The 19777-nt window shown below is 62.7% G+C and carries 18 protein-coding genes; 7 read left to right on the plus strand and 11 right to left on the minus strand.

All coding sequences use genetic code 11. From position 1 onward, the window contains the following. Positions 1-58 precede the first annotated feature (58 nt). On the minus strand, positions 59-958 hold the full coding sequence (gene folD / locus CN311_RS21555) for a bifunctional methylenetetrahydrofolate dehydrogenase/methenyltetrahydrofolate cyclohydrolase FolD (protein WP_097575726.1): 900 nt from the start codon (positions 956-958) through the stop codon (positions 59-61). Positions 959-1187: 229 nt separating this feature from the next. Continuing rightward, positions 1188-3893: a Wzz/FepE/Etk N-terminal domain-containing protein gene (locus CN311_RS21560; RefSeq protein WP_097575727.1), complete on the minus strand. Its 2706-nt coding sequence runs from the start codon at positions 3891-3893 to the stop codon at positions 1188-1190. A 193-nt stretch (positions 3894-4086) separates the two neighbouring features. Between CN311_RS21560 and CN311_RS21565 the strand changes: the two genes are divergently transcribed. After that, the gene (locus CN311_RS21565) at positions 4087-5382 is read left to right on the plus strand and encodes a lipopolysaccharide biosynthesis protein (RefSeq protein WP_097575728.1); all 1296 of its coding nucleotides are present in this window, start codon (positions 4087-4089) and stop codon (positions 5380-5382) included. A 311-nt stretch (positions 5383-5693) separates the two neighbouring features. On the opposite strand, the gene pdxR is transcribed toward CN311_RS21565, so the two are convergent. Continuing rightward, positions 5694-7100, minus strand: a complete 1407-nt coding sequence (gene pdxR, locus CN311_RS21570) for a MocR-like pyridoxine biosynthesis transcription factor PdxR (protein ID WP_097575729.1) — start codon at positions 7098-7100, stop codon at positions 5694-5696. 107 nt (positions 7101-7207) lie between these two features. Between pdxR and CN311_RS21575 the strand changes: the two genes are divergently transcribed. Further along, entirely contained in the window at positions 7208-8125 is a 918-nt protein-coding gene (locus tag CN311_RS21575) for an NADP-dependent oxidoreductase (protein ID WP_097575762.1), read from the plus strand. 111 nt (positions 8126-8236) lie between these two features. Here the strand turns inward: CN311_RS21575 and CN311_RS21580 are convergent, their stop codons facing one another. Genes CN311_RS21580 through CN311_RS21590 form a run of 3 tightly spaced genes read right to left on the minus strand, consistent with a single transcriptional unit; the run spans position 8237 to position 11126 of the window. Continuing rightward, positions 8237-9154 carry a DUF6492 family protein gene (locus tag CN311_RS21580; protein ID WP_097575730.1) on the minus strand — a complete coding sequence of 306 codons (918 nt, stop codon included), beginning with the start codon at positions 9152-9154 and terminating at the stop codon, positions 8237-8239. Further along, positions 9151-9957, minus strand: a complete 807-nt coding sequence (locus tag CN311_RS21585) for a WecB/TagA/CpsF family glycosyltransferase (protein WP_097575731.1) — start codon at positions 9955-9957, stop codon at positions 9151-9153. The genes CN311_RS21580 and CN311_RS21585 overlap by 4 nt, the downstream gene beginning before the upstream one ends. Further along, positions 9954-11126: a glycosyltransferase gene (locus CN311_RS21590; protein WP_097575732.1), complete on the minus strand. Its 1173-nt coding sequence runs from the start codon at positions 11124-11126 to the stop codon at positions 9954-9956. Before CN311_RS21590 ends, CN311_RS21585 begins: the two co-directional genes overlap by 4 nt. Positions 11127-11298: 172 nt before the next feature. Between CN311_RS21590 and CN311_RS21595 the strand changes: the two genes are divergently transcribed. Both CN311_RS21595 and CN311_RS21600 read left to right on the plus strand, forming a co-directional pair. Beyond that, a complete protein-coding gene (locus CN311_RS21595; RefSeq protein ID WP_097575733.1) occupies positions 11299-12297 on the plus strand; it encodes a glycosyltransferase family 2 protein in 999 nt (332 codons plus the stop codon). Further along, positions 12266-13585, plus strand: a complete 1320-nt coding sequence (locus tag CN311_RS21600; RefSeq protein ID WP_097575734.1) for an O-antigen ligase family protein — start codon at positions 12266-12268, stop codon at positions 13583-13585. The genes CN311_RS21595 and CN311_RS21600 overlap by 32 nt, the downstream gene beginning before the upstream one ends. 232 nt (positions 13586-13817) lie before the next feature. Here CN311_RS21600 and CN311_RS21605 read toward each other — a convergent pair whose 3' ends face one another. Beyond that, positions 13818-14705, minus strand: a complete 888-nt coding sequence (locus CN311_RS21605; protein ID WP_097575735.1) for a DDE-type integrase/transposase/recombinase — start codon at positions 14703-14705, stop codon at positions 13818-13820. A 111-nt stretch (positions 14706-14816) separates the two neighbouring features. On the opposite strand from CN311_RS21605, the gene CN311_RS21610 reads away from it, so the two are divergent. Further along, the gene (locus tag CN311_RS21610; RefSeq protein WP_097575736.1) at positions 14817-15953 is read left to right on the plus strand and encodes a HigA family addiction module antitoxin; all 1137 of its coding nucleotides are present in this window, start codon (positions 14817-14819) and stop codon (positions 15951-15953) included. A 13-nt stretch (positions 15954-15966) separates the two neighbouring features. Further along, on the plus strand, positions 15967-16443 hold the full coding sequence (locus CN311_RS21615; RefSeq protein WP_097575737.1) for a hypothetical protein: 477 nt from the start codon (positions 15967-15969) through the stop codon (positions 16441-16443). On the opposite strand, the gene CN311_RS21620 is transcribed toward CN311_RS21615, so the two are convergent. Next, positions 16440-16658, minus strand: a complete 219-nt coding sequence (locus tag CN311_RS21620; RefSeq protein WP_097575738.1) for a histone H1 — start codon at positions 16656-16658, stop codon at positions 16440-16442. The two genes, CN311_RS21615 and CN311_RS21620, sit on opposite strands and share 4 nt — an antisense overlap. A gap of 189 nt (positions 16659-16847) precedes the next feature. Here CN311_RS21620 and proC point away from each other — a divergent pair, with 189 nt between their 5' ends. Beyond that, complete coding sequence (gene proC / locus CN311_RS21625) at positions 16848-17663, plus strand: pyrroline-5-carboxylate reductase (protein ID WP_097575739.1); 816 nt, start codon at positions 16848-16850, stop codon at positions 17661-17663. A gap of 1 nt (position 17664) precedes the next feature. On the opposite strand, the gene CN311_RS21630 is transcribed toward proC, so the two are convergent. The 3 genes from CN311_RS21630 to CN311_RS21640 form a co-directional block, all read right to left on the minus strand. Further along, positions 17665-18057, minus strand: a complete 393-nt coding sequence (locus tag CN311_RS21630; protein WP_097575740.1) for a type II toxin-antitoxin system VapC family toxin — start codon at positions 18055-18057, stop codon at positions 17665-17667. Further along, the gene (locus CN311_RS21635) at positions 18057-18299 is read right to left on the minus strand and encodes a type II toxin-antitoxin system VapB family antitoxin (RefSeq protein ID WP_097575741.1); all 243 of its coding nucleotides are present in this window, start codon (positions 18297-18299) and stop codon (positions 18057-18059) included. Before CN311_RS21635 ends, CN311_RS21630 begins: the two co-directional genes overlap by 1 nt. A 101-nt stretch (positions 18300-18400) precedes the next feature. Beyond that, the gene (locus CN311_RS21640; RefSeq protein WP_097575742.1) at positions 18401-19714 is read right to left on the minus strand and encodes an NAD(P)H-dependent oxidoreductase; all 1314 of its coding nucleotides are present in this window, start codon (positions 19712-19714) and stop codon (positions 18401-18403) included. Between the last annotated feature and the right edge of the window lie 63 nt (positions 19715-19777).

The raw sequence follows: 19777 nt of genomic DNA on the forward strand, positions 1-19777 counted from the left end.
CAACAGGAGCGGTGAGATTCGGCAAAGCTGCGACTTTCCAGGGTTCGGACCCGATGAACTAGAACGACGGCCGTTTCAATCCGGCCGCGAGATAGGCGGAAGCTAGCGTGTTGGCCATCAGCATGGCAATGGTCATCGGCCCGACGCCGCCCGGCACTGGCGTGATGGCGCCGGCTGTCTTCGCCGCCTCGGCATAGGCGACGTCGCCGACGAGGCGGGTCTTGCCCTCACCTCTTTCGGGCGCCGCGATGCGGTTGATACCGACATCGATGACGGTGGCGCCCGGCTTGACCCAGTCGCCCTTGACCATTTCCGGGCGCCCAACAGCGGCCACCAGGATGTCGGCGGTGCGGGCGAGCGCCGGCAAATCCCTGGTACGGCTGTGCGCGATGGTGACGGTGCAGTTGGCGGCAAGCAGAAGGTTGGCCATCGGCTTGCCGACGATGTTGGAGCGGCCGACGACGACGGCGTTGAGCCCGGACAGATCCTTGCCGCGAACCCGTTCGATCAGCAGCATCGAGCCGGCCGGCGTGCAGGGAACAAAGGCGGTCACGAGTTCGCCGGTGCCGAGCTTGCCGACATTGATGAAATGGAAGCCGTCGACGTCCTTTTCCGGTGCGATGGTCTGGATGACCTTGCCGGCGTCGACATGGCGGGGAAGCGGCAGCTGTACCAGGATGCCGTTGATGGCCGGATCGGCGTTGAGTTCGCCGATGACAGCAAGCAATTCCTGCTCGGAGGTGTCGGCCGGCAGCGTGTGCTGGAGCGAATGAAAGCCGCATTCCTTGGCGGTGCGGGATTTGGAGGCGACGTAGACCTGGCTAGCCGGATCCTCGCCGACGATGACCACGGCGAGACCGGGCTGGCGCGTGCCCTTTGCCACCAGTTCGGCGGTCAACTCCTTGACCCGCCGCACCACATCCGCGGCAACGCTTTTGCCGTCAATCACTTCTGCCATGAACCACCTTCAACACCGTTCCGCCCAAAGCACGTCGCGTCTAAAAGGATTCATGCGGCGCGCTTCGGATCTTGTCCCATGCAGGTCGTTGCCCTGCTTGCTCTCGCGGTCCGAGGGCAAGCTTCTGGGTACCATGCAGCGCGGCATTTTCACGAAAAATCGACCGGGCAATCCCGCCAAAGCGCCGTCTGATGCCGCTAACTCGAAACCGGCGGTGTTTATTCAGGGTTCAGAAATAGCGGCGGCGCGAGCGGTTCTCGGTGAGTTCGCGAACCGCTTCGCGGAATTCACGCAGGCTGGCGCGGATTTCGTCGACCGAGCTTTGCTGTTCATCGGCGTCCGAAGCGTGACGGGTCTCCTCCAGCGGGGCCTGAGGATAGGCTGGCGGCGCGGGCTGCTGCGGATAAGGCCCCTGCCCCGGATAAGGCATCATAGCCGGCGGATAGGGATAGTAGCCGGCTGGCGGCGGCTGCATCTGCCAGGGATAGCCCACCGGCTGTTGCGCAGAGGGGTATGGTTGCATGGGCGGGGCCGGATAGACGGCCTGCTGCTGCATCATCTGATGGGGTAGAGGCGGCTGCGGATACGGAGCATAGGCGCCTTGTTGGGGCTGCGGGTGACCTGCAGACGCCGTCTCGGGCGGGTAGTAGGGGGACGGATAGACGGGATGTTCCTCCATTGGCTTCTCGCTCTCGGCGACAGCGGGGGAGATGGGATTCCTGGAACGCGCAGTTTGTTCGCTTGATGTCCCTTTTTCGCTTGCCGCCTTACCGGGCATAATCTTGCGCACCGCCGACAGCAACGCGCCGACCGGACCCGAACGTTGCGTGCCAACGGCCTCGGCCGGCGGGACTGTCGGGGGCGCGGCCTGGTATGCCTTGTCCTCAAAGTGTGTCGGGCGCTCGTCGGCCCTGCGGCGCGAGCGCGAATTGGCGGTTTCGCGCAGGCTCTCATAGGCGCCGCGCATAGCGCCGAGACCGATACCGGAGGCAAGCCCTCCCAGCAACCCAGCCAGCACCATCACGGCGCGCGAGGGGCCGTTCGGTTCGAGCGGAGCAAAGGCCTTGGAGATCACGTTGATGTTGGCGGTGTTGATGTCCTTCTGCTCGCCGGTTTCCTTGGCGCGCAGAAGGTATTGTTCATAGACGGAGCGCTTGGCGGCGGCTTCGCGCTCGAGTTCGCGCAAGGAGACCAGGTCGCTGTTGACGTCGCCGCTGCGGACCTTCAACTGCGCCAGGCGGGAGGCGAGATCCTGCTCGAGCTGCACAGCGCGCTTCAGGTCGACCTGCAGCGAGGAAGCGATGCGGCGCAGTTCGGCGGCGATGCGGTCGCGCGACCCGGCAAGCTGGGCACTGAGCGCCTGGAGTTCGGGGTGGCGCGGCCCGAGCCGGATCGCGGCGCGATCGGCCTCCTGTTTGAGCGTCGCATATTGCGAGCGCAGTTCGCTCATCGTGTTGGAGTTGATCTCCTCGGGCAAGGTGCCGCTCAGAACCGAGTTCACGTCGGTCGAACGCGCGGACGCCGCACGAGCATTGAGTTCCAGCGTGCGGGCGCGGGCGATGGAAAGCTGCTCGTTGAGCTTGAGCATCTCGTCGTCGCTGATCAAATGGCCTTGCGCGTCGACCAGATCGTGCGTCGCCCTGAAATCCTCGACCTTGCGCTCGGCCGTTTCCACGCCCTTGCGCAGTTCATCGAGCCTGGCCGTCAGCTCGTCGGTCGCGCGGCCGGCGGTTTCGGACTGGATCTGGCCGAAGGTCTGCAGGAAGACATCCGTCATCGTGTTGGCGATGAGGGCCGACTTCTCGCCATTTTGCGTGGTGGCGCTGACGGAGATGACGAAGGTCTTGCCGCCGCGCTCGACCGAAAGGCTTTCGGCCAGATTGCTGACCGCCAGCGCCCGGCGGCGGACTTCGTCGGCGGCGCCCGGCCCGTCATTGCGCGCCAGGATAGACCGGATCAACGACATGACGCCCAGGCCGCCGGATTCTTGCCCATTGAACTCCGGGTCGTTGACGAGATTGAGCTTGTCGACAACCTTGTTGAGAACCGTGCCGGAGGTAAGCACGCGAACCTGGTTTTCGACGATGGCCAGCGTCGCGTCGGACGCGACCACCGATTGGGTGAGGTCGCGGTCGGTGAGCTTCAGGTCGCGCGGGTCGACGATCAGTTCGGTGGTGGCTTCGTATTTCTTCGGTGTCGAGAGCGCGACCGCGACGCCAAGCGCGGCGCCCAGTACCGTCATGGCAACGATCAGCATCTTCGACCGGGCAATGCCGCGTACGACCTGCATCGGATCGATCAGCGGCTTCCATGCGTCGGCATCCTCTCGGGAAGGCCGTTGCTCCTTGCTCGCATATCGAGGCTCGGGAGCGGCAGGCGGACGGCGGGCCTGGGAAACATCCGCGGTGACCGGTCGTTCCGGCTGCCAGGCTTGAGTGTGGCCGCCGCCTCTGACGGCTTGGTCGCGTGAAGGCGGTTGTTCCTCAGTCGCGTATCGAGGCTCGGATGCGGCAACGGGGGGCGCCTCGGCCGGCGGTTCCGGCTGCCGGGCTTGAGTGTAGCCGCCCCTGACGGTTTCGTCGCGTGAAGGTGGTTGCTCTTCACTCGCATATCGAGGCTCGGGAGCGGCAGGGGCCGGCCGCCGGTTGTATGTATAGCTATCTCCGGCAGCCTCGTCGGCGTCATGCGGCGTCTCGGCAGCCGAAATGGGATCGGCCTCGAATTGTGCCGTCTCGGCGGCCAGCAAAGGGTTCAGTCGCGCCTCGCGGCGCGAGCGGGCGAGCTGATGGCGTGTCGCGGCGTCCTCGCGCCATGACGGGTCCGCACGATCGCCGATCGAGACCAGCGAAGCGTCGTCCTCGCCGCGCACGGCCCGGCCGAGCGCCAGCAGGGAGCGCTCGCGCCTCCAATCCTCACGGTTTTCCCTGTCGACCATTGTCTCGGAGCTTGCCCTTGGCGGCTTGGGAGCGGCTGCAAATCGTTAAGCCACGCTAAACTGGCATAGGAAACAAAAGGTTAATTTCGAAAGGCAGAGGATGAAATTTCTCGCAAAGGTTGTGCATATTCTTGACACATCCAGAGGCTGCCGAACGGCACGTTAAGCTTTGCAATCTATGCTTTTGCGACGCATGACCGAGACCAGTGACATACCGCAAAGGCGGCCCCTCGCCCGGATCGGCGCTTTTGTGACCGAACGACGGGGGCTGGTTCGCGACTATCTCTCGGCGATCAGCGGCGCGGGCGGGCGGCTGGTGTTTTCGCTGGCCTATTTCATCGCGCTGGCCAACACGCTGTCCATCGCCGAGTTCGGCATGTTCGCCACCGCCTCGGCGGCCGGCGTGATGCTGTCGCGCATCCTGGCCTTCGGCTTTATCTCGGCGCTCTATCGCACCGCCACCATTCGCCCCAACCTCATCGGCACCTTCACCGCCGGCTTCCTGCTGCTTGGCGTCATATCGCTGCCGCTGCTGGCCGCAGCCTCCTACGGCGTCTACCTGATCTTCTTTGCCGGCACCGTGCCGCTGTCGGTCTTCGCGGCGATCGTGTTTGCCGAAGCACTTCTGTGGCGGCCGGTCGAAGTGGCGCTGATCGTCAACAACGGCCTCGGCAAATTCGGCCGCGCCGCCTTGCTGACGATCCTGGCGACAGCCCTGCGAGCGGTCGGCGCCGTGCTGTTCATGCTCGCAGCGCAGCGGACCATAGGTGTCTGGTCCTGGTATTATATCGGCGCCAATGCCGCCTCGCTGCTCGTCGCTTTCGGATTCTTCTATCCGCGCCAGAGGCTGCGGCTCAGGCTGGAACTTTATCTCAGGCGGCTCGCCGATTCCATCTATGTGGCCGGCGCCGAGGTGCTGTTCTACCTGCAGATGGAATTCGACAAGTTGCTGGTGCTGGCGATCGGCGGGCCGCATCTGGCCGGCATCTATGCCATCATCATGCGGTTGGTCGACCTGACGGCGATTCCGATCCGCACCTTCTCGATGATGCTGGCGCAGCGCATGATGCGGGCGCCGGAAATGCTGTCGCGCCTCGCGGTCAAGAGCGGCATCGAAGGCGGCGTCTTCCTGGTCTCGACGCTGGCGCTGGCGGCGCTCGGCATCGTGCTGCATTTCTTCCCCAACGCACTGGGCAAGAATGTCGCGGAGGCGGCCCCCCTGGTGGCGCTGGCGATCTTGGTGCCGGGATTGCGCAATCTGGTCGAATACCAGGCCGAGCTTCTGTTCGCACGCGGCCAGACAGCGGTCAGGGCGCTCAACCTCGGCCTGCTTGCCGGGCTGAAGGCAGTGCTTTTGACCTATGTGCTGACCACGATTGCCGACACGCCCAATCTGGTGCTGTCGCTCAACATCGTCTTCCTGCTGCTCTATCTCGCCTCCATGCTGCTGACCTATTCGGCGATGCGCAGACCGGCGAAGGCGATCTAGGGTAAAATTCAGCTAGCGGGCTGCCGCCAATGGCCGGGATGGGTGGAGTGTTGTCGCACCTGTTGTCCATCGGAACGGGCAAGGAACGCCACGAGCCATCATAGACACTTTCGCGGCGGACTGACTGAGTTGGGCAGACTGCAGATGGTCGGCTTTGGCGTTTGAAGAAACATTGCGGACGTTCAGCCCGGCGGACCAAGGTTCTGAAGCTCGGCCTAACGGTCCTTTTGACTGTTCCGGCGGAATGACTGCTATAGGTGGCTTGTGGACAAGGCCGTGTCCCCTTCAAGGATCGCTGAGCGCAAGTGGCGCTATTGCGCCGCCGCTTCCGCAAGCTGTCGGCAATACTGTGCAAGCCGACGTGTATCCAAGTTGGTCACGCCGAGCAGGAGCCCCTGCCACGGCTGTGATCGGACGCACCATTGAGAGAGTGGCGACGGAGCCAAGCCGAACGAGCGGGCGCGGCGGGCGATCTCTACGTCCGACAGAGAGGCTTTTGTCGAGACAATGACCGCCAAGCCGGCGGTGGCTTCGACTTTCAGCGACTCCGACCCGACCTGTGCGAGGCCCTCGAGCAGGGCCTGCCGCCGAGACGCGTAGAGGCGCTTCATGCGCCGCAAATGCCGAATATAGTGCCCCTCGCGCAGGAACTCGGCCACCGAGCCTTGGAGCGCCAGGGCCGGAGCCGGCGCCAGACAGGCGCATACGTCACCGAACCGGCCAGTCAGTTCGATAGGCGCAACGACGAACCCAAGGCGCAGAACTGGGCTGATCGTCTTGCTGAAGCTGCCAATATGGAGGACCCGTCCACCGTGATCGAGCGAAGCGAGCGCTGGAGCCGCCCGGCCGGTCAGCTGCAGCTCGCTCAGATAATCGTCCTCGATGATCCAGGCGTCGCTCCGCCGAGCCCAAGCGAGCAACGCTAGCCTGCGGCTCAGCGACATCGTCATCCCGAGCGGCGCATGTTGCCCTGGCGTGACGATCGCCAGCGCTGCGTCCTGAGCCCTCCGGACGCCGGAAGCGACATCCAAGCCTTCAGCGTCGACCGGAACGGCCGTCACGGTGATGCTGGCCAGATCGAGCGCTTTGCGTGTGATCGGGAAGCTCGGATCCTCGATCAAGGCTCGCGATCCCTCGACCTGCAAAGCGCGCACCGCCAGACCGATCGCCCCGGAATAGCCTGCCGCGATGAACACCTGGGCGGGACTACACCGAAGACCCCGCGCGATCCCGACATAGGCCGCGATCTCCTTTCGCAGCTGCGGATCACCCCGGGGATCGGGATAGCTGACCGGCAAGGCCGCTGCCCGCCGCGCCGCTCGCGCGAAGACGCGCGACCACAGCTTGAACGGAAAGGCGTCTTGCGAAGGTACGCCCATCTGGAAGGGCAGAGGCGGCGTTCCATAAGTATGGAACAGCTCCGGCAGGGGCGGCACGTCTGGCGGCCACAGGGGCGCCGATGAAGGCGACGGGCCCTCAGCGACGCGAGTGCCCGCCGCCCCCGCGCCGACCGCGAACTGCTCGTCGATGAGGCGCTGGTACGCGACGCGTACGGTGCCGCGCGAGACGCCGAGCTGAGCAGCCATGTCACGCCAGGAAGGAAGCTTTGCTCCCGGGTCTAGCCGCCCCGTCTCGATGGCGTCCCGGACCGCCCGGTAGATCTGCGTCGCCAGCGGCATCCTTGCGGCGCGGTCGAGATGGATGGACACAGTGGTCATGGCGCGATGGTACCATCATTCCCGCCAATCTTGGTCCTGTTTCATGACCAGAGCCGGACATATGTACCGACCACGCCACGTGACAGATGACCAAGGAGACAACTCCGATGAAGGCAATCGCAGTAACGGATCAGGCTGCGGGAACGGCCGGGATGAAGCTGGCGGAGCGCCCCGAGCCACAGGCAGCGATAAACGACGTCGTCGTTCAGGTTCATGCGTCGGGATTCGTCCCGACCGAGCTGACGTGGCCCTCGACCTGGACCGATCGCGTCGACCGTGACCGGACGCCATCGATCCCCGGGCACGAGCTGGCCGGAGTGGTCACCGCCCTCGGCTACGGTACGACGGGACTGTCGGTGGGTCAGCGGGTGTTCGGCCTCACCGATTGGTATCGCGACGGCACCCTGGCGGAGTATGTGGTCGTCGAGGCACGTAACCTCGCGCCGCTGCCGGGCGACGTCGACTTCGCGGTAGGCGCTAGTTTGCCGATCTCGGGCCTCACTGCGTGGCAGGGTCTGTTCGACCATGGCCGCCTTCAGGCCGGGCAGAGCGTCCTCGCGCATGGTGCGGCCGGCGCGGTCGGGTCGATGGTGACGCAACTCGCACGACAGGCCGGCGCCTATGTCATTGGCACCGGACGCGCTGCCGACCGTCTGAAGGCGCTCGACTTCGGCGCGAACGAGTTCGTCGACCTCGAGAACGACGCACTGGAAGACGTTGGCGGCGTCGATCTGGTGTTCGATGTCATCGGCGGCGACATCCAGAAACGGTCCTCGGGCCTGATTCGAGCCGGAGGGACACTGGTGACCGTCGTCGGGCCGCCCGACGCGCGGCCCGCCAATGGCCTAGCGATCGACTTCGTTGTCGAGTCCGATCGTTCACAACTGAATGAGATCGTCCAGCGGGTGCGGGACGGACGACTGCGGACGAACATCAGCAACATCTCCACCCTCGACGATGCCGTTTCCGCCTTCAACCCGACCGAGCGGCGCTCGGGGAAGACGATCATCCGCGTTCGTCCGTGAGCGACACGCGCCTGACCGAGATGAGGCGCTAAGCGGTCATATGCAGTACGGGGAACGAAGGTCGCCAACGGATCAACCCCGTCTTTCAGGTGATCGGATTTGACCCAAGGCCTAATCGAGCCCGATCAGGCGGCGGATGCGGCCGATGTCGGTGCCGATGAAGGACTGCATGCCGATGGCCACCTGTTCCGGCGCCATGGCGGCGACGAAGCGGCGGAACTCGTCATCCGACAGCGCTTCGCCTGTCCAGTGGACGCGGCAGAATTCCTCCGAACCGTGGAAATGGCCGGCGCCGTCGAGCACGTCGTCGACATAGCGGCCGTAGATCATGCATTCGGAAAATTTGCGCGCCGAACCGACGACCTCGACCCAGCCGCGCGCATGCACCTTCTCGATGCGGGCGCACATGGCCGTCACGGTTTCGCGGCGCCAAGCGATCAGCGTCGAGATATAGTCGTGCGTCGAGGATGCCTCGATGCCGAGCGCCAAGCCTGCATTACGCGACCAGATGCGATGCTCCTCATGGCCTTCGCTGGAAAGCGCCTCGTCACGGCGGAACAGGCGCACCTTGCCATCGCGCCAGAAGGCGTTTGTGTCGAAAGGCTTGAGGAAGGCCACGTCGGAGTCGCAGAAGATCAGCACGTCCTCGCGCGCATGCGCCGCTATCGCGATGCGGCGAAGCTGCTGCACATGCCAGCCGCGCAGCGGCATCGTCCTTGGGCTGAGCCAGATGCGCCGGCGAAACAGGCTGAGTGGATCGTCGAACGCGCGCAGCCAGCGCGGCAGGAGTTCCCGCTCGTCCACAATGGTCCGGCGGCTGTTCTCCAGCTGGCGAAACAGCGCCACGTCGCGATGCTCGACAAGGATGTAATGCTGCGCCACGCCGGAGACGTGGCGGTCGAGGGTCTCGCACAACAGGCGGCAACGTTCGAAGTCCGGCGCGTAGCTGGCCGTCACCACCGCCGCCGCTGGGATCTGGCGAAGGAGATCGGGCTCGATGTCGGCGCCGGGCACGAACCTGTTGTTCAATGGCCTGCTCCGGGGCTTGCTCCGGCAGGTTCGGGCTTGCCAAACAATTTCTGACGAATGACGCGCAACAGGAACACAGGGTTGCCGACGACGTAGCGGCGCCAGAGGCGACCCGGTTCGATCCACAGCCGAAACAGCCATTCGAGCCTGAGCCGGCGCATCCATAGCGGCGCCCGCGGCACCGTGCCGCTGAGGAAATCGAGCAGCGCGCCGACGGCGATCGGCAATGTGCAATGGCGCGCATCGATGTGGCGGGCGATCCACAATTCCTGGCGCGGCACGCCCATGGCGACGAGCAGAACGTCCGGATGCAATCTGGCGATCCGATCAATGATCGCCGGCTCTTCGGCTGGCGGGAAATAGCCATCGTGAATGACGACGAATCTGTGCTGCACCGCCAGCGCGGCTAGTTTTGTCGATGCAGCCTCGGCATTGACGCGCGTGGCGCCGAGCAGTCCCACGGTGAGCGGCCTGGTGGATGCCTGCAAAAAAGCCGGGACGAAATCGGTGCCGTTGAGATTGTCGGGAAACGGCGCGCCGTAGAGCAGTTTCGCCGCCATGTCGACGCCGACGCCGTCGGGCAGGATCAGAAAATCGTCGAGCGCTTCGGCAAAGACCGGATCCACACTGGCGATGTTGGCGTTGTGGGCATTGAGAAAGCTTACCTTGGTGAAGCGCCGCTCCGCGATCAACCGTGTCAGCAGGGCGACCGCCTCGTCCCAACGGATGGCGAGCACCGATATGCCCAGGATCGTCTTCAAACTGTCGACCCCAAAGGCGGTCTGGGCAGAATGCATGTTCACGCAAACGCCTCCTGCCTGACGGGGTTGAGCTTCTCCAGGCCAAGCCTGATCGCGGCATCGAGCGCTTTCACCTGCCGGCGATGGAAGGCGCTGCCATCGACATCCCTGACGTCGGCGGCCGCGGCTTCGAGCGCGGCGGCAAAGGCAAGCGGATCGTCGGTGACGACGCAATTGTCCGGACGATGGTCGATGCCGCGCAGCGAATGGCTGGTGGCGACGGAAGGCAGGCCGAGCTCGAAGGTCTCGATGGTCTTGAGCTGGACGCCGCTACCGGCCGTGCTGATCAGCGGGATGACAGCGGCGGCGCGCACGAAAGCCTGCGCGTCGGGCACACGGCCGACGAATTCGACGCCCGGATGTTTCGAGGTGACGCCCGACGGCATATTGCCGGCGATCCTGATCCGAAAATCGGGTTTGAGATGCGGCACTACTTTTTTCAGGAACCAGTCCAGGCCAATGCGGTTCGGCTGCCAGGTCCAGGTGCCGATCAGCGCCGCGTCGCAGTCGATGCGGCGCTTGCCCCTTTGCTTCGGCGCCTCACTGAACGTCACCAGAGGCAGCACTGCCGAGCGGTCGTCGGAAGCGACGCCGAGTGCCGCGCGATCTTCCTCAGCCAGGGTGAAGACGAAGCGCGCGCGGCGGCAGAGCCGTTCTTCCACCGTCTCGAGCAGCTTCGCTTCGCGGCGAAACAACAGGCGCTGGAAAATACTGCCCGCGGCCGCAGCGTTCTCCTCAGCCGAACTATGCTCGACATTGTGGGCGACGAAGATCGACGGCCGGTCGTCGAAGAGTTTTTCGAAGGCGCCGGCGAACTGCACCGAATTCAGGACATAGCCGTCGAAGGGCCCGGCGCGCTCGATGGCGGCACGGACCTCGCTGTCGGAAACGACGCGCAGCTTGACCGACGCGAAAGTAAGGCCGGAAAGCATCGCCCTTGCAACCCAGGCGAGCTTTTGTAGCGATGATGCACTTTCAGTGCGGACATCGACGGCGCCGAGCACGATGGTGTTTTGCGGATCGCTCGCCGGCTTGCCCGGCCAGGTGAAGCCGATCACGGTGACGCGCGCACCGGCGCGCCGCAAAGCAGCGATGATCGCGGCGTTGGCAATCTCGTAGCCCGAGGCAAGAGCACCGTCGGGCACGATCGATGTGGCGAACAGCAGATGCATCTCACCTATCCTGTCCGATGCAGCTAGCAAAGCGGGGTGAAGCGTTGATTAAGCGGCAACAATCGAGGGTTGAAGGCCACGGGTTTTGCCCGCCCGTCCACGAAAGGTGATTAACGAAACGTTATCATCGCGGTGCTATCGAGGGCCAAACTCACTTCTGGGCTGGATACGGATGATCCCTTCGCCATCGGACGGTTCGGTATCGATCGCGGGGCGGTCTCCGAAACTTGCCGTGGAGGCCGTCGAAGCCGTCGTCACGCTGCCGACCTTCAAACGGCCGCAACAGCTGCTAGCGACGCTGGCATCGCTCAAGGTCCAGGAAACCGGCAGACGCTTCGCCGTGATCGTCATGGAGAATGAAGCGGAAGCGCGCGAGGGCGCCAGGGCGGCGCTGCCGTTGTTCGAGCGCGGCGAGATGTCAGGCATGGTGATCGTCGCGCATGAGCGCGGCAATTGCAGCGCCTACAATGCCGGCTGGCAGACGGCGATCCTGCATTTTCCTGCTTTCAGGCACCTCCTGGTCATCGACGACGACGAGATCGCCGACCCGCAGTGGCTGGAGCGGATGTGCAAGGCGGCCGAGACGCTTCGAGCCGACATTGTCGGCGGCCCGCAAGTGCCCGACTTTGCCGAGGCGGCGCATGCGAGATGGGCTACGCACCCGGTCTTTGCGCCGCCCTACCGGGAGACCGGGCGTGTGCCCGCGCTCTATTCGTCGGGCAATCTCCTGGTGGGTCGCAACGTGCTCACCGCCATGGGCCCGCCCTTCCTCGACCTGAAATTCAACTTCATGGGCGGCGGTGATTCCGATTTCCTGAGCCGCGCCGCGCAAAGAGGCTTCGTGCTCGGCTGGTGCGCCGAGGCGAGGGTCAAGGAAAGCGTGCCGGCCCGGCGCGTCGAGGCCGACTGGATCCGTGCCCGCAGCCTGCGCAACGGCGTCATCTCGACACTGGTCGAGAAAAAGAAGCGGGCCGGCACGCCATTCGCCGGCGCCAAGGTCTTCCTGAAGAGCCTGGCGCTGCTTGCCGCCTCGCCGTTTCGCGGCGCGATCAGGCTGGCGCGGACGCGATCGCTGGCGATTGCCCTTTATCCCCTCCATGTAGCGCTGGGCCGCGTGCTTGCCGAATTCGGATATGCCAATGAGCAGTACCGGCAGCCTGAGAAGAACTGAGCGCGCGCCGCTCAGCGCTGCCTTCACGCGCGACGGCGTCGCCACGGCGATCGCCGCGCTGCTGTTCACCGTCATCCTGGTATCGTTCCGGCCTTTCCAGCCGGCCGGCGCCGAACTGACCGGCGACGGCGGCGACATCGTCAACCAGCTCGGCTTCGGCTCGCTTGGCGCGATCTCGATCTTCTCGCTCATGACATTCGCCGACCCCCGCGTGGTGCGTTCGCTGCTCAGCCCGTCCTGGCTGTTGATGCTGGGTTTCTTCATGCTGTCGGTGGTGATGGCGACCGATCCGCCGTCGGCGATGCGCGCTGCTTTCTTCACGCTGATCGGCATCATGACGATGGCGACGATCCTGGCGCTTCCGCGCGACGCCGAGGCGTTCTCGAAAGTCATCATCTTCACCATCGTCGTCGTCATGGGGCTGTCCTACATCGGGCTCATCGTCTTTCCGCACGAGGCCCTGCACACCGCCGATTCGCAGGAGCCCGAACATGCCGGCCTGTGGCGCGGCGTCTTCACCCACAAGAACATCGCAGGGCCGATCATGGCCTGCTTCAGCTTCGCCGGCCTGTATCTCTATCGGCGCGGGCAGCGGCTATGGGGCGCGGCAATCTTTTGCGCGGCCATGTTCTTCATGTTCCACACGGGGTCCAAGACGACCGCCGGACTGGTTCCCTTTTCAATCCTGATCGTCGTCTTGCCGAGCCTCATCGGCATGCGGCTCGGCACACCGATCCTGTTTGGTCTGGCGATCATCGCCACGGCAGTGGGAACGCTCGGCATCGTCTTCCTGCCGCCGGTGAAACATCTGGCGTCGATCTATTTCCCGGACCTGACCTTCACCGGACGCACGACGCTGTGGGAGTTCGCCGGCGACATGCTGGCGAAGCGACCGTGGACCGGTTATGGCTATGAGAGCTTCTGGGGCACGCCGCTGCTCCTGAACCAGGACCAGCCCTTCGACCGGCCCTGGGACATCAGAACCATCGTGCACGGCCATGACGGCTATCTCGACATCGCCGTGCTGATGGGCATCCCGGCGCTGTGCGTGGCGGTCTATACTTTCCTCATCGTGCCGCTGCGCGACTACATGCGCATTCCCCTGCGCAAGGAGAACATCTATCTCAGCGACTTCTTCATGATGGTGGTGCTGTTCACCGCGTTGAACGCCTTCCTCGAAAGCTTCTTCTTCCACCGCGCCGACCCGGTCTGGATGTTTTTCGTCTTTGGTGTCCTTGGCCTCAGGCAAGTGTCGCTGCGGCCGCTCGCGGTTCGTCTCCAGTCCTGATTCGCCCCAATCGAAGGGCTTTCCGGTAGTGGGTCAGTTTGAATTTTCGGGGTAGAGAATTTGAGTGCCTTGGTTGCATTCAGGGCAGTGTAACCACCTCTCGAACCTTCCTTTGTTACCGATTGGCACATCATAAACAGCGAGAGTTGCCTCGCAGAAAGGGCACGGTACGGGTTCTTTCAATGGCGACCTGTCAAGCTTTGACATTAAGGCCACCCATTTTTTAGAACTCTCAGACATCATTGGTCCGCTTCTTGTAAGGTCCGCGAGTTGCCGGCCTTTCGGCTTCCTTCGCTTCGATAAGCGCCACAATATCCGCGATTTCCCAAAGCTTGTCAGTAACGCCAGCGGCCATAGCCGGCGTAACGCGCAACGTCTTATGGATGCGGACGAAATTGTAATACATGAAGTGGAGCGCGACCGCGTTGGCGTGGGCTTCCACCTTCTTTGAGAAGCCGTTGGTCAGGCGCGTGAAGCGGCGCATATGCATCCGCATGGTGAAGTTTTGGCGTTCGGCAAATGACGTGCTGACATGCTTGATGTCTGGGTTGCCTTCGATCCGTTCTTTCCGCGCACCAGTGCATTCGGCAGGGCTGTAACGGCCCTTGGCGCTGTCCGGCGACGTGCCGTAAATCTTGACCAGCATGGCGTAATCAACGTCGCCGCCGAAAGCGCCCTCCACCGCTTCAAGGTAAGCCCTGTGGCCGTCGCTGGTCAGCTGGACGCGATTGGCGAGGCGGCGCGAAAGATCGTCAATGAAGGCCATCGCGTATTCGCTATCGCGACCGCCGACCAGCCAAGACATGACAAGCTTGGTGTCGGCATCAATGGCCGTCCAAGTCCAGGTATCGCCGGCACATTCCGGGGCGGCCTTGTCGGCCCGCACGTTCTTTTCCTTGGCATAGGTGAAGCTCCAGATTTCGTCTACCTGAATGCGCTTGCTGGTCAGGTTGCGAAGGGCTTCGTCCTGATAGGCCGCACACGCCGCGCCAGCATCCGAAAGGAGTTTGGCGACGGTGTTCTTGCTCATGCCCATGACGCGGGTGATGGCGCGGATCGATTGGCCCTCGACCAAGAGGTGGAGGATTTTGGAACGGGTCGCGGTGTCGAGCTTGTTCATGGATCGACAATACGCTTTTCCGATGCATAGTCAAGCATAAAGGTCAGTTTGCGATTTTGCGCGGGTTGGCCTATAAGACGGAATCAGAGTGCGGGGGCACAGGGGCAAAGCATGGAATACAGGACACCGGGCCAATTGATTGAAGCGCTCTTGAACGAAAGGGGTTGGTCGCAGCGTTCGCTTGCCGTCATTTTGGATAAGGGCGAAACGAGCATCAACAAATTGATTTCCGGGCAAAGCCGCGTCAGCGCGGAGATGGCTCTCGCGTTGGAAGAGGTTTTTGCAGTTGATGCCGAGCGCTTCCTAGAGCTTCAGCACCAATACGATCTAGCCAAAGCCAGGATTGAAGCCCGCCCCGATCCGGGGCGAGCAAACCGCGCCAAAATATATGGAGACCTTCCCGTAGCAAAAATGATTGAGCGCGGCTGGATCCAAGCAGAAGGCATCCGCGATACCGAAAATGTTGAGCGTGAACTACGCCGATTTTTTGGGGTCAATCGCTTGGAGGACGCCGAGATTATGCCGCACGCCGCGCGGAAAACTCAAACCAGTATTGAGGCAACGCCAGCACAAATGGCTTGGCTCTACAGGGTGAAGTCCATTGCAGAAGGAATGCTGGTCGGGACCTACTCGACAAAAGCCGTCGAAACCGCCATCGCGAACATAAAGCCCCTTTTGGGCCATCCTGAGCATATGCGGCGTGTTCCGCGCATCCTCGCTGAAGCCGGTATTAGGTTTGTAGTGGTTGAAGGGCTGCCCGGTGGCAAAATTGACGGTGTATGCCTTTGGCTCAACGAACGATCTCCGGTTGTCGGAATGACACTCAGATTTGACCGCATCGACAACTTCATTTTCGTCCTGCGGCATGAGTTAGAGCACGTCAAGAATCGTGACGGCATGAACGGTGGAGCAATGCTGGACGTTGACCTTGGTGGCGATGTCCATGTGGAGCTGGAAACAACGGTAGCTCAGCAAGAGATGGTCGCAAATGCTGCCGCCGCCGAGTTTTGTATTCCGTCAAAAATGATGGACGCCTTCATTAAGCGAAAGGCGCCTTACTTTTCTGAGCGTGACCTCATTGGCTTTGCTCGAACAATGAAAGTCCACCCCGGCATTGTCGCTGGTCAGCTTCAACGAAGAACTGAGCAATACCACAAGTTCCGCCAACATCTGGCGAGTGTTCGTGAGTACGTTATCCCAACAGCCGAAACGGATGGTTGGGGCGATATCCATCCAATCGAACCATAGGAACAAATCAACAATGGCCGGCCCAAAGACACTTCAAAAATTGATTGCTCTCTACCGGGTAAAGACCGGAGAGACGGAAATGGACCCTTCTAAAATCGCGGATTTTGCACTGGCAAATGGGGTAACTCTTCCGACCCCTGCGGACCCTAAGAAATTGCTTGTGCAGCAGATTAGCCAAGCGGCTCGCGAAGAAATGCGCGTTGATAGGACGACAGGACGCCCATATCGCGCGTATCACTCGCTGCCCGTACCGCAGGGCGGAGAGACCTTATTCTTCTGGATTGATATTGAAGACGCTTCGCGGGCTCAGATGGTTCGCTCCACCAATCGTCGCCGCGAGCATGTGGTTGGCGAATTGGTGCAGCTTAGCTTTGATCTCGATCATTGGGCCGCGTCCAACCCCAACGAAGAGCCGATTGAAGCAGAGCTTGATTTCAGTCTGGACGTTGAATGGCGGAAGGCTTCGGACGAAGAGGATGGGGCGGCCTAGCCGCCCTTTTTCCAGCGAGCTTGTGCGGCAACGGTCGCAATTTCTGACCTTTGCTCTGGTGTCAGTGTTTTCGCGCGAGCCTTGCCACCCTTAAGGCCGCCCTTGCGGGCACTGGCGAGCGGCTTCTTATCTTCGGTCTCGCCTGTCGCCAGATCGACAATCGACCTTGCCAACTGGTTCGGGTCGCGCGGGCGCTTTGGGTGCTTATCGGTCATAGCTTGAAGATGGCATGCGCTTCCGCCTATTTCCAGACAGAGCGTAGGAGAAAGCGCCTATTGTGATCGGGGCGGAATTTCAAACTGACCCACTACCGGCTTTCCCGCATCCTCGCGAGCGTCTATGGAGAGCCGCTCCTTTCAGGAACCGGATCCGGTTTCCGGGATCATTCTCCAGCGGAGGTTTCCATGACGATCAGGCTTGTTCTCGCCGGCTGCGGCAATATGGGTTACGCCATGCTGTCTGGCTGGCTGAAGTCCGGCAAGCTGGCACCGGCGGCGGTGTTCGTGGTCGAACCCAATGCCGAATTGCGCAAGCGCGCCGAAGCGCTCGGCTGCGGCGCGGCGGCGGACGCCGGCGGCATTCCGGCGGATGCAGTGCCGGCGCTTGTCGTCATTGCCGTGAAACCGCAAGTGATCCGCGACGTGACCGCCGCCTACAAGCGTTTTGACGACGGCCGCACCACCTTCGTCAGTATCGCCGCCGGAACCCCGGTCGCTACTTTCGAGGCCATTCTGGGCAATCGCGCGCCGATCATCCGCTGCATGCCCAACACGCCTGCTGCGATCGGCAAGGGCATGATGGTGGTGTTTTCCAACAGGCTTGTTTCGGACGATACCAAACGTTTCGTCGCCGACCTGCTTTCGGCGAGCGGCGAGGTGGCCGACATCGACGACGAAAGCCTGATGGATGCGGTGACGGCCGTGTCCGGATCCGGCCCGGCCTACGTCTTCCATTTCATCGAAGCGCTGACCGTGGCCGCCGAGAAGGCCGGGCTGCCGACGGCGACCGCCAAGCTGCTGGCCATGCAGACGGTCCATGGCGCCGCCTCGCTCGCCGCCGAAAGCAGCGAGGAACCGGGCGTGCTGCGCCAGCAGGTGACCAGCCCCAATGGCACGACGGCCGCGGCACTTGCGGTGCTGATGGGCGAGGAGCGGCTGGCAAACCTGCTGACAGAGGCTGTTGAGGCAGCGCGGCTAAGGTCGGTTGAACTGGGAAAGTAGGTTAAGCGAGATCGGTCCGCGAAAAGTCGTTGCCCTTGTAGAGCAACGACATGCTGCGGTTTTTCGCGCAGGCATAAGAGAGACAGTCGGCAAGATTGAGCTGGGCGGGGAGTCCGCGCCCCTTTCCGTAGTCTGAGAACGCCTGGATCGCGAGCTTGGCGTCGCCGGCGTCGATCGGCACGATTTCGATTTCAGCCTCGCGAAGAAACGCGTCTATCACGTCTCCGGCGACACCCGGCTGGACGGCAAGCATCGTTGAAAGCCGCATCGCCGCTTCAAGCACCACCAGCGCCGAAGTTATCCTTGCGGGCGCTGCCTCGATGCGGTTGCTCCACTCGACGGCATCCTCCTCTCCTGAAAGAATCGCGACAACCACGGAGGTGTCTACGAACATCAGGAATGCCCCCACATTTCATCGATCTCATCCCTCGTCACAGCCCGACCGCCCTGGCCCGCTCTGGCCTTGAAGTCTTTGGCAATAAGAGCCAGCCGCTCGGCCAGTGGAATGCGCCCGCTTTCCCGCTTCAATTCGGATTCAAGCGCTTCGATGACCGCCTCGGTCATCGAAATCTTGCGTTTGGCAGCAAGCTCTCGCGCCAATTGGCGTGCGCGCGGGTCCCTAATCTGAAGATTCATGTGACGGCCTCCGCTTTCGTTGTCACTACAATATAGAGATTTGTCATGACAATACCAGCGCGCTAGGCCAAAAGCTCCGACAGCTCCCGCTCTCGACGGCGTCAATCCCCATACAGCATCTCATCCTGCAGCCGGCGCAAGGCGAACAGCCTGGTCGTCCGGTCAGGCGCGGCATTGTCCGCCGTCAGCAATTCACCCTTCCTGACCGGTTTCAGCACCTTGCCGCCTTCGAGCAGGCCAACGGGCACAGCGCGATTGGCGCGGGCTTCTTCGACGGTCATGGTCCAGGAGCGGTAGCAGGTCTCGCCTATGGCGTCGAAAGTCTCTCCGGCGGCAAGGTCGCGCTTGGCCACCGCGCAGACTTCCGCGACCGGCTTCGGCAGCGGCACCATGTCCGCCTTGCCATACAGTGCGATGCGCGCGGCGGTCAGCGGCACTTCCAGTGAGGTCAAATGATAGGGCCGGAAGAAGCTGTAATAGGGACCGTGGCCGATATGGAGATCATCCATGCGCTCGATGATACGCGGATGCGTCGCCTCGACGATGACGAAGACGCCGGGCGCCACGCCCTTGCCGATCGTGTAGTCGACGACGCCCTTCCTCGACAGGATGCCGCCATCGGCGCGCGGGATCAGCACCTTGGCCAGTTCGTCGCGGTCGGCCTTGGGGCCGTGCATGCCGGCAATATCAGGCACCAGCCCGGTGGCGTTGGCGATGGCGCACATTTCGACCATGGTTTTCGAGCCGTCGACGAACTCGACCAGCATGCGCGGGTTCATGTTGCGGCGCAGCGCTTCCTCGCGATAATCGTCGGGCACGGCGTCGTGGTTGAGCGGATTGTTCTTGCCCTTGCCGGCCGAGACGATGGTGTAGCCGAGTGCCGCGGCGAACTCGATCAGTTCCATGCAGCTCGACGGCTCGTCGCCGGCGCCGACCGAATAGACGACACCGAGCCGGTCGGCCTGCTGCTTCAAATAGCAGCCGATGGTGACGTCGGCCTCGACATTCATCATCACCAGATGCTTGCCGTGCTCCATCGCCTTCAGGTCGAAATCGGCGGCGACGCCAGGTTTTCCCGTGGCGTCGATGACGACGTCGATCAGCGGATTGGTGACCAGCATCTCGTTCGAGGTGATGGCGATCTTGCCGTTCTCGATCGCTTCGGTGACTTTCGAAACGGCGTCCGCTTCGACGGCCATCGCCTCGTCGCCATAGGCGATGCGGATTGCGTCGCGAGCAGTGTGCGGTCGCCGCGTCGAAATGGCCGAGATCGAAATGCCCGGCATCAGCATGCCTTGCGTCACCAGATCGGTGCCCATTTCGCCCGAGCCGATGACGCCGATGCGCACCGGGCGGCCTTCACTGGCGCGCTTGGCGAGATCGCGGGCAAGCCCGGTCAGGGCGACATTGGTCATGCGCAGGCGTCCATGCTTCTTGATTTGCAGGCGGCAATAGCAGGGAATGGTCCCTGTTTGCCA

Source organism: Mesorhizobium sanjuanii (genome assembly GCF_002529485.1).
GTDB lineage: Bacteria > Pseudomonadota > Alphaproteobacteria > Rhizobiales > Rhizobiaceae > Mesorhizobium > Mesorhizobium sanjuanii.

Coding starts and splice junctions, on each gene's coding strand:
- folD (WP_097575726.1), bottom strand. CDS start 958: ATGGCAGAAGTGATTGACGGCAAAAGCGTTGCCGCGGATGTGGTGCGG.
- CN311_RS21560 (WP_097575727.1), bottom strand. CDS start 3,893: ATGGTCGACAGGGAAAACCGTGAGGATTGGAGGCGCGAGCGCTCCCTG.
- CN311_RS21615 (WP_097575737.1), top strand. CDS start 15,967: ATGGCCGGCCCAAAGACACTTCAAAAATTGATTGCTCTCTACCGGGTA.
- CN311_RS21610 (WP_097575736.1), top strand. CDS start 14,817: ATGGAATACAGGACACCGGGCCAATTGATTGAAGCGCTCTTGAACGAA.
- CN311_RS21640 (WP_097575742.1), bottom strand. CDS start 19,714: ATGACCAATGTCGCCCTGACCGGGCTTGCCCGCGATCTCGCCAAGCGC.
- CN311_RS21630 (WP_097575740.1), bottom strand. CDS start 18,057: ATGTTCGTAGACACCTCCGTGGTTGTCGCGATTCTTTCAGGAGAGGAG.
- pdxR (WP_097575729.1), bottom strand. CDS start 7,100: ATGACCACTGTGTCCATCCATCTCGACCGCGCCGCAAGGATGCCGCTG.
- CN311_RS21575 (WP_097575762.1), top strand. CDS start 7,208: ATGAAGGCAATCGCAGTAACGGATCAGGCTGCGGGAACGGCCGGGATG.
- CN311_RS21600 (WP_097575734.1), top strand. CDS start 12,266: ATGAGCAGTACCGGCAGCCTGAGAAGAACTGAGCGCGCGCCGCTCAGC.
- CN311_RS21565 (WP_097575728.1), top strand. CDS start 4,087: ATGACCGAGACCAGTGACATACCGCAAAGGCGGCCCCTCGCCCGGATC.
- CN311_RS21620 (WP_097575738.1), bottom strand. CDS start 16,658: ATGACCGATAAGCACCCAAAGCGCCCGCGCGACCCGAACCAGTTGGCA.
- CN311_RS21595 (WP_097575733.1), top strand. CDS start 11,299: ATGATCCCTTCGCCATCGGACGGTTCGGTATCGATCGCGGGGCGGTCT.
- CN311_RS21605 (WP_097575735.1), bottom strand. CDS start 14,705: ATGAACAAGCTCGACACCGCGACCCGTTCCAAAATCCTCCACCTCTTG.
- proC (WP_097575739.1), top strand. CDS start 16,848: ATGACGATCAGGCTTGTTCTCGCCGGCTGCGGCAATATGGGTTACGCC.
- CN311_RS21590 (WP_097575732.1), bottom strand. CDS start 11,126: ATGCATCTGCTGTTCGCCACATCGATCGTGCCCGACGGTGCTCTTGCC.
- CN311_RS21635 (WP_097575741.1), bottom strand. CDS start 18,299: ATGAATCTTCAGATTAGGGACCCGCGCGCACGCCAATTGGCGCGAGAG.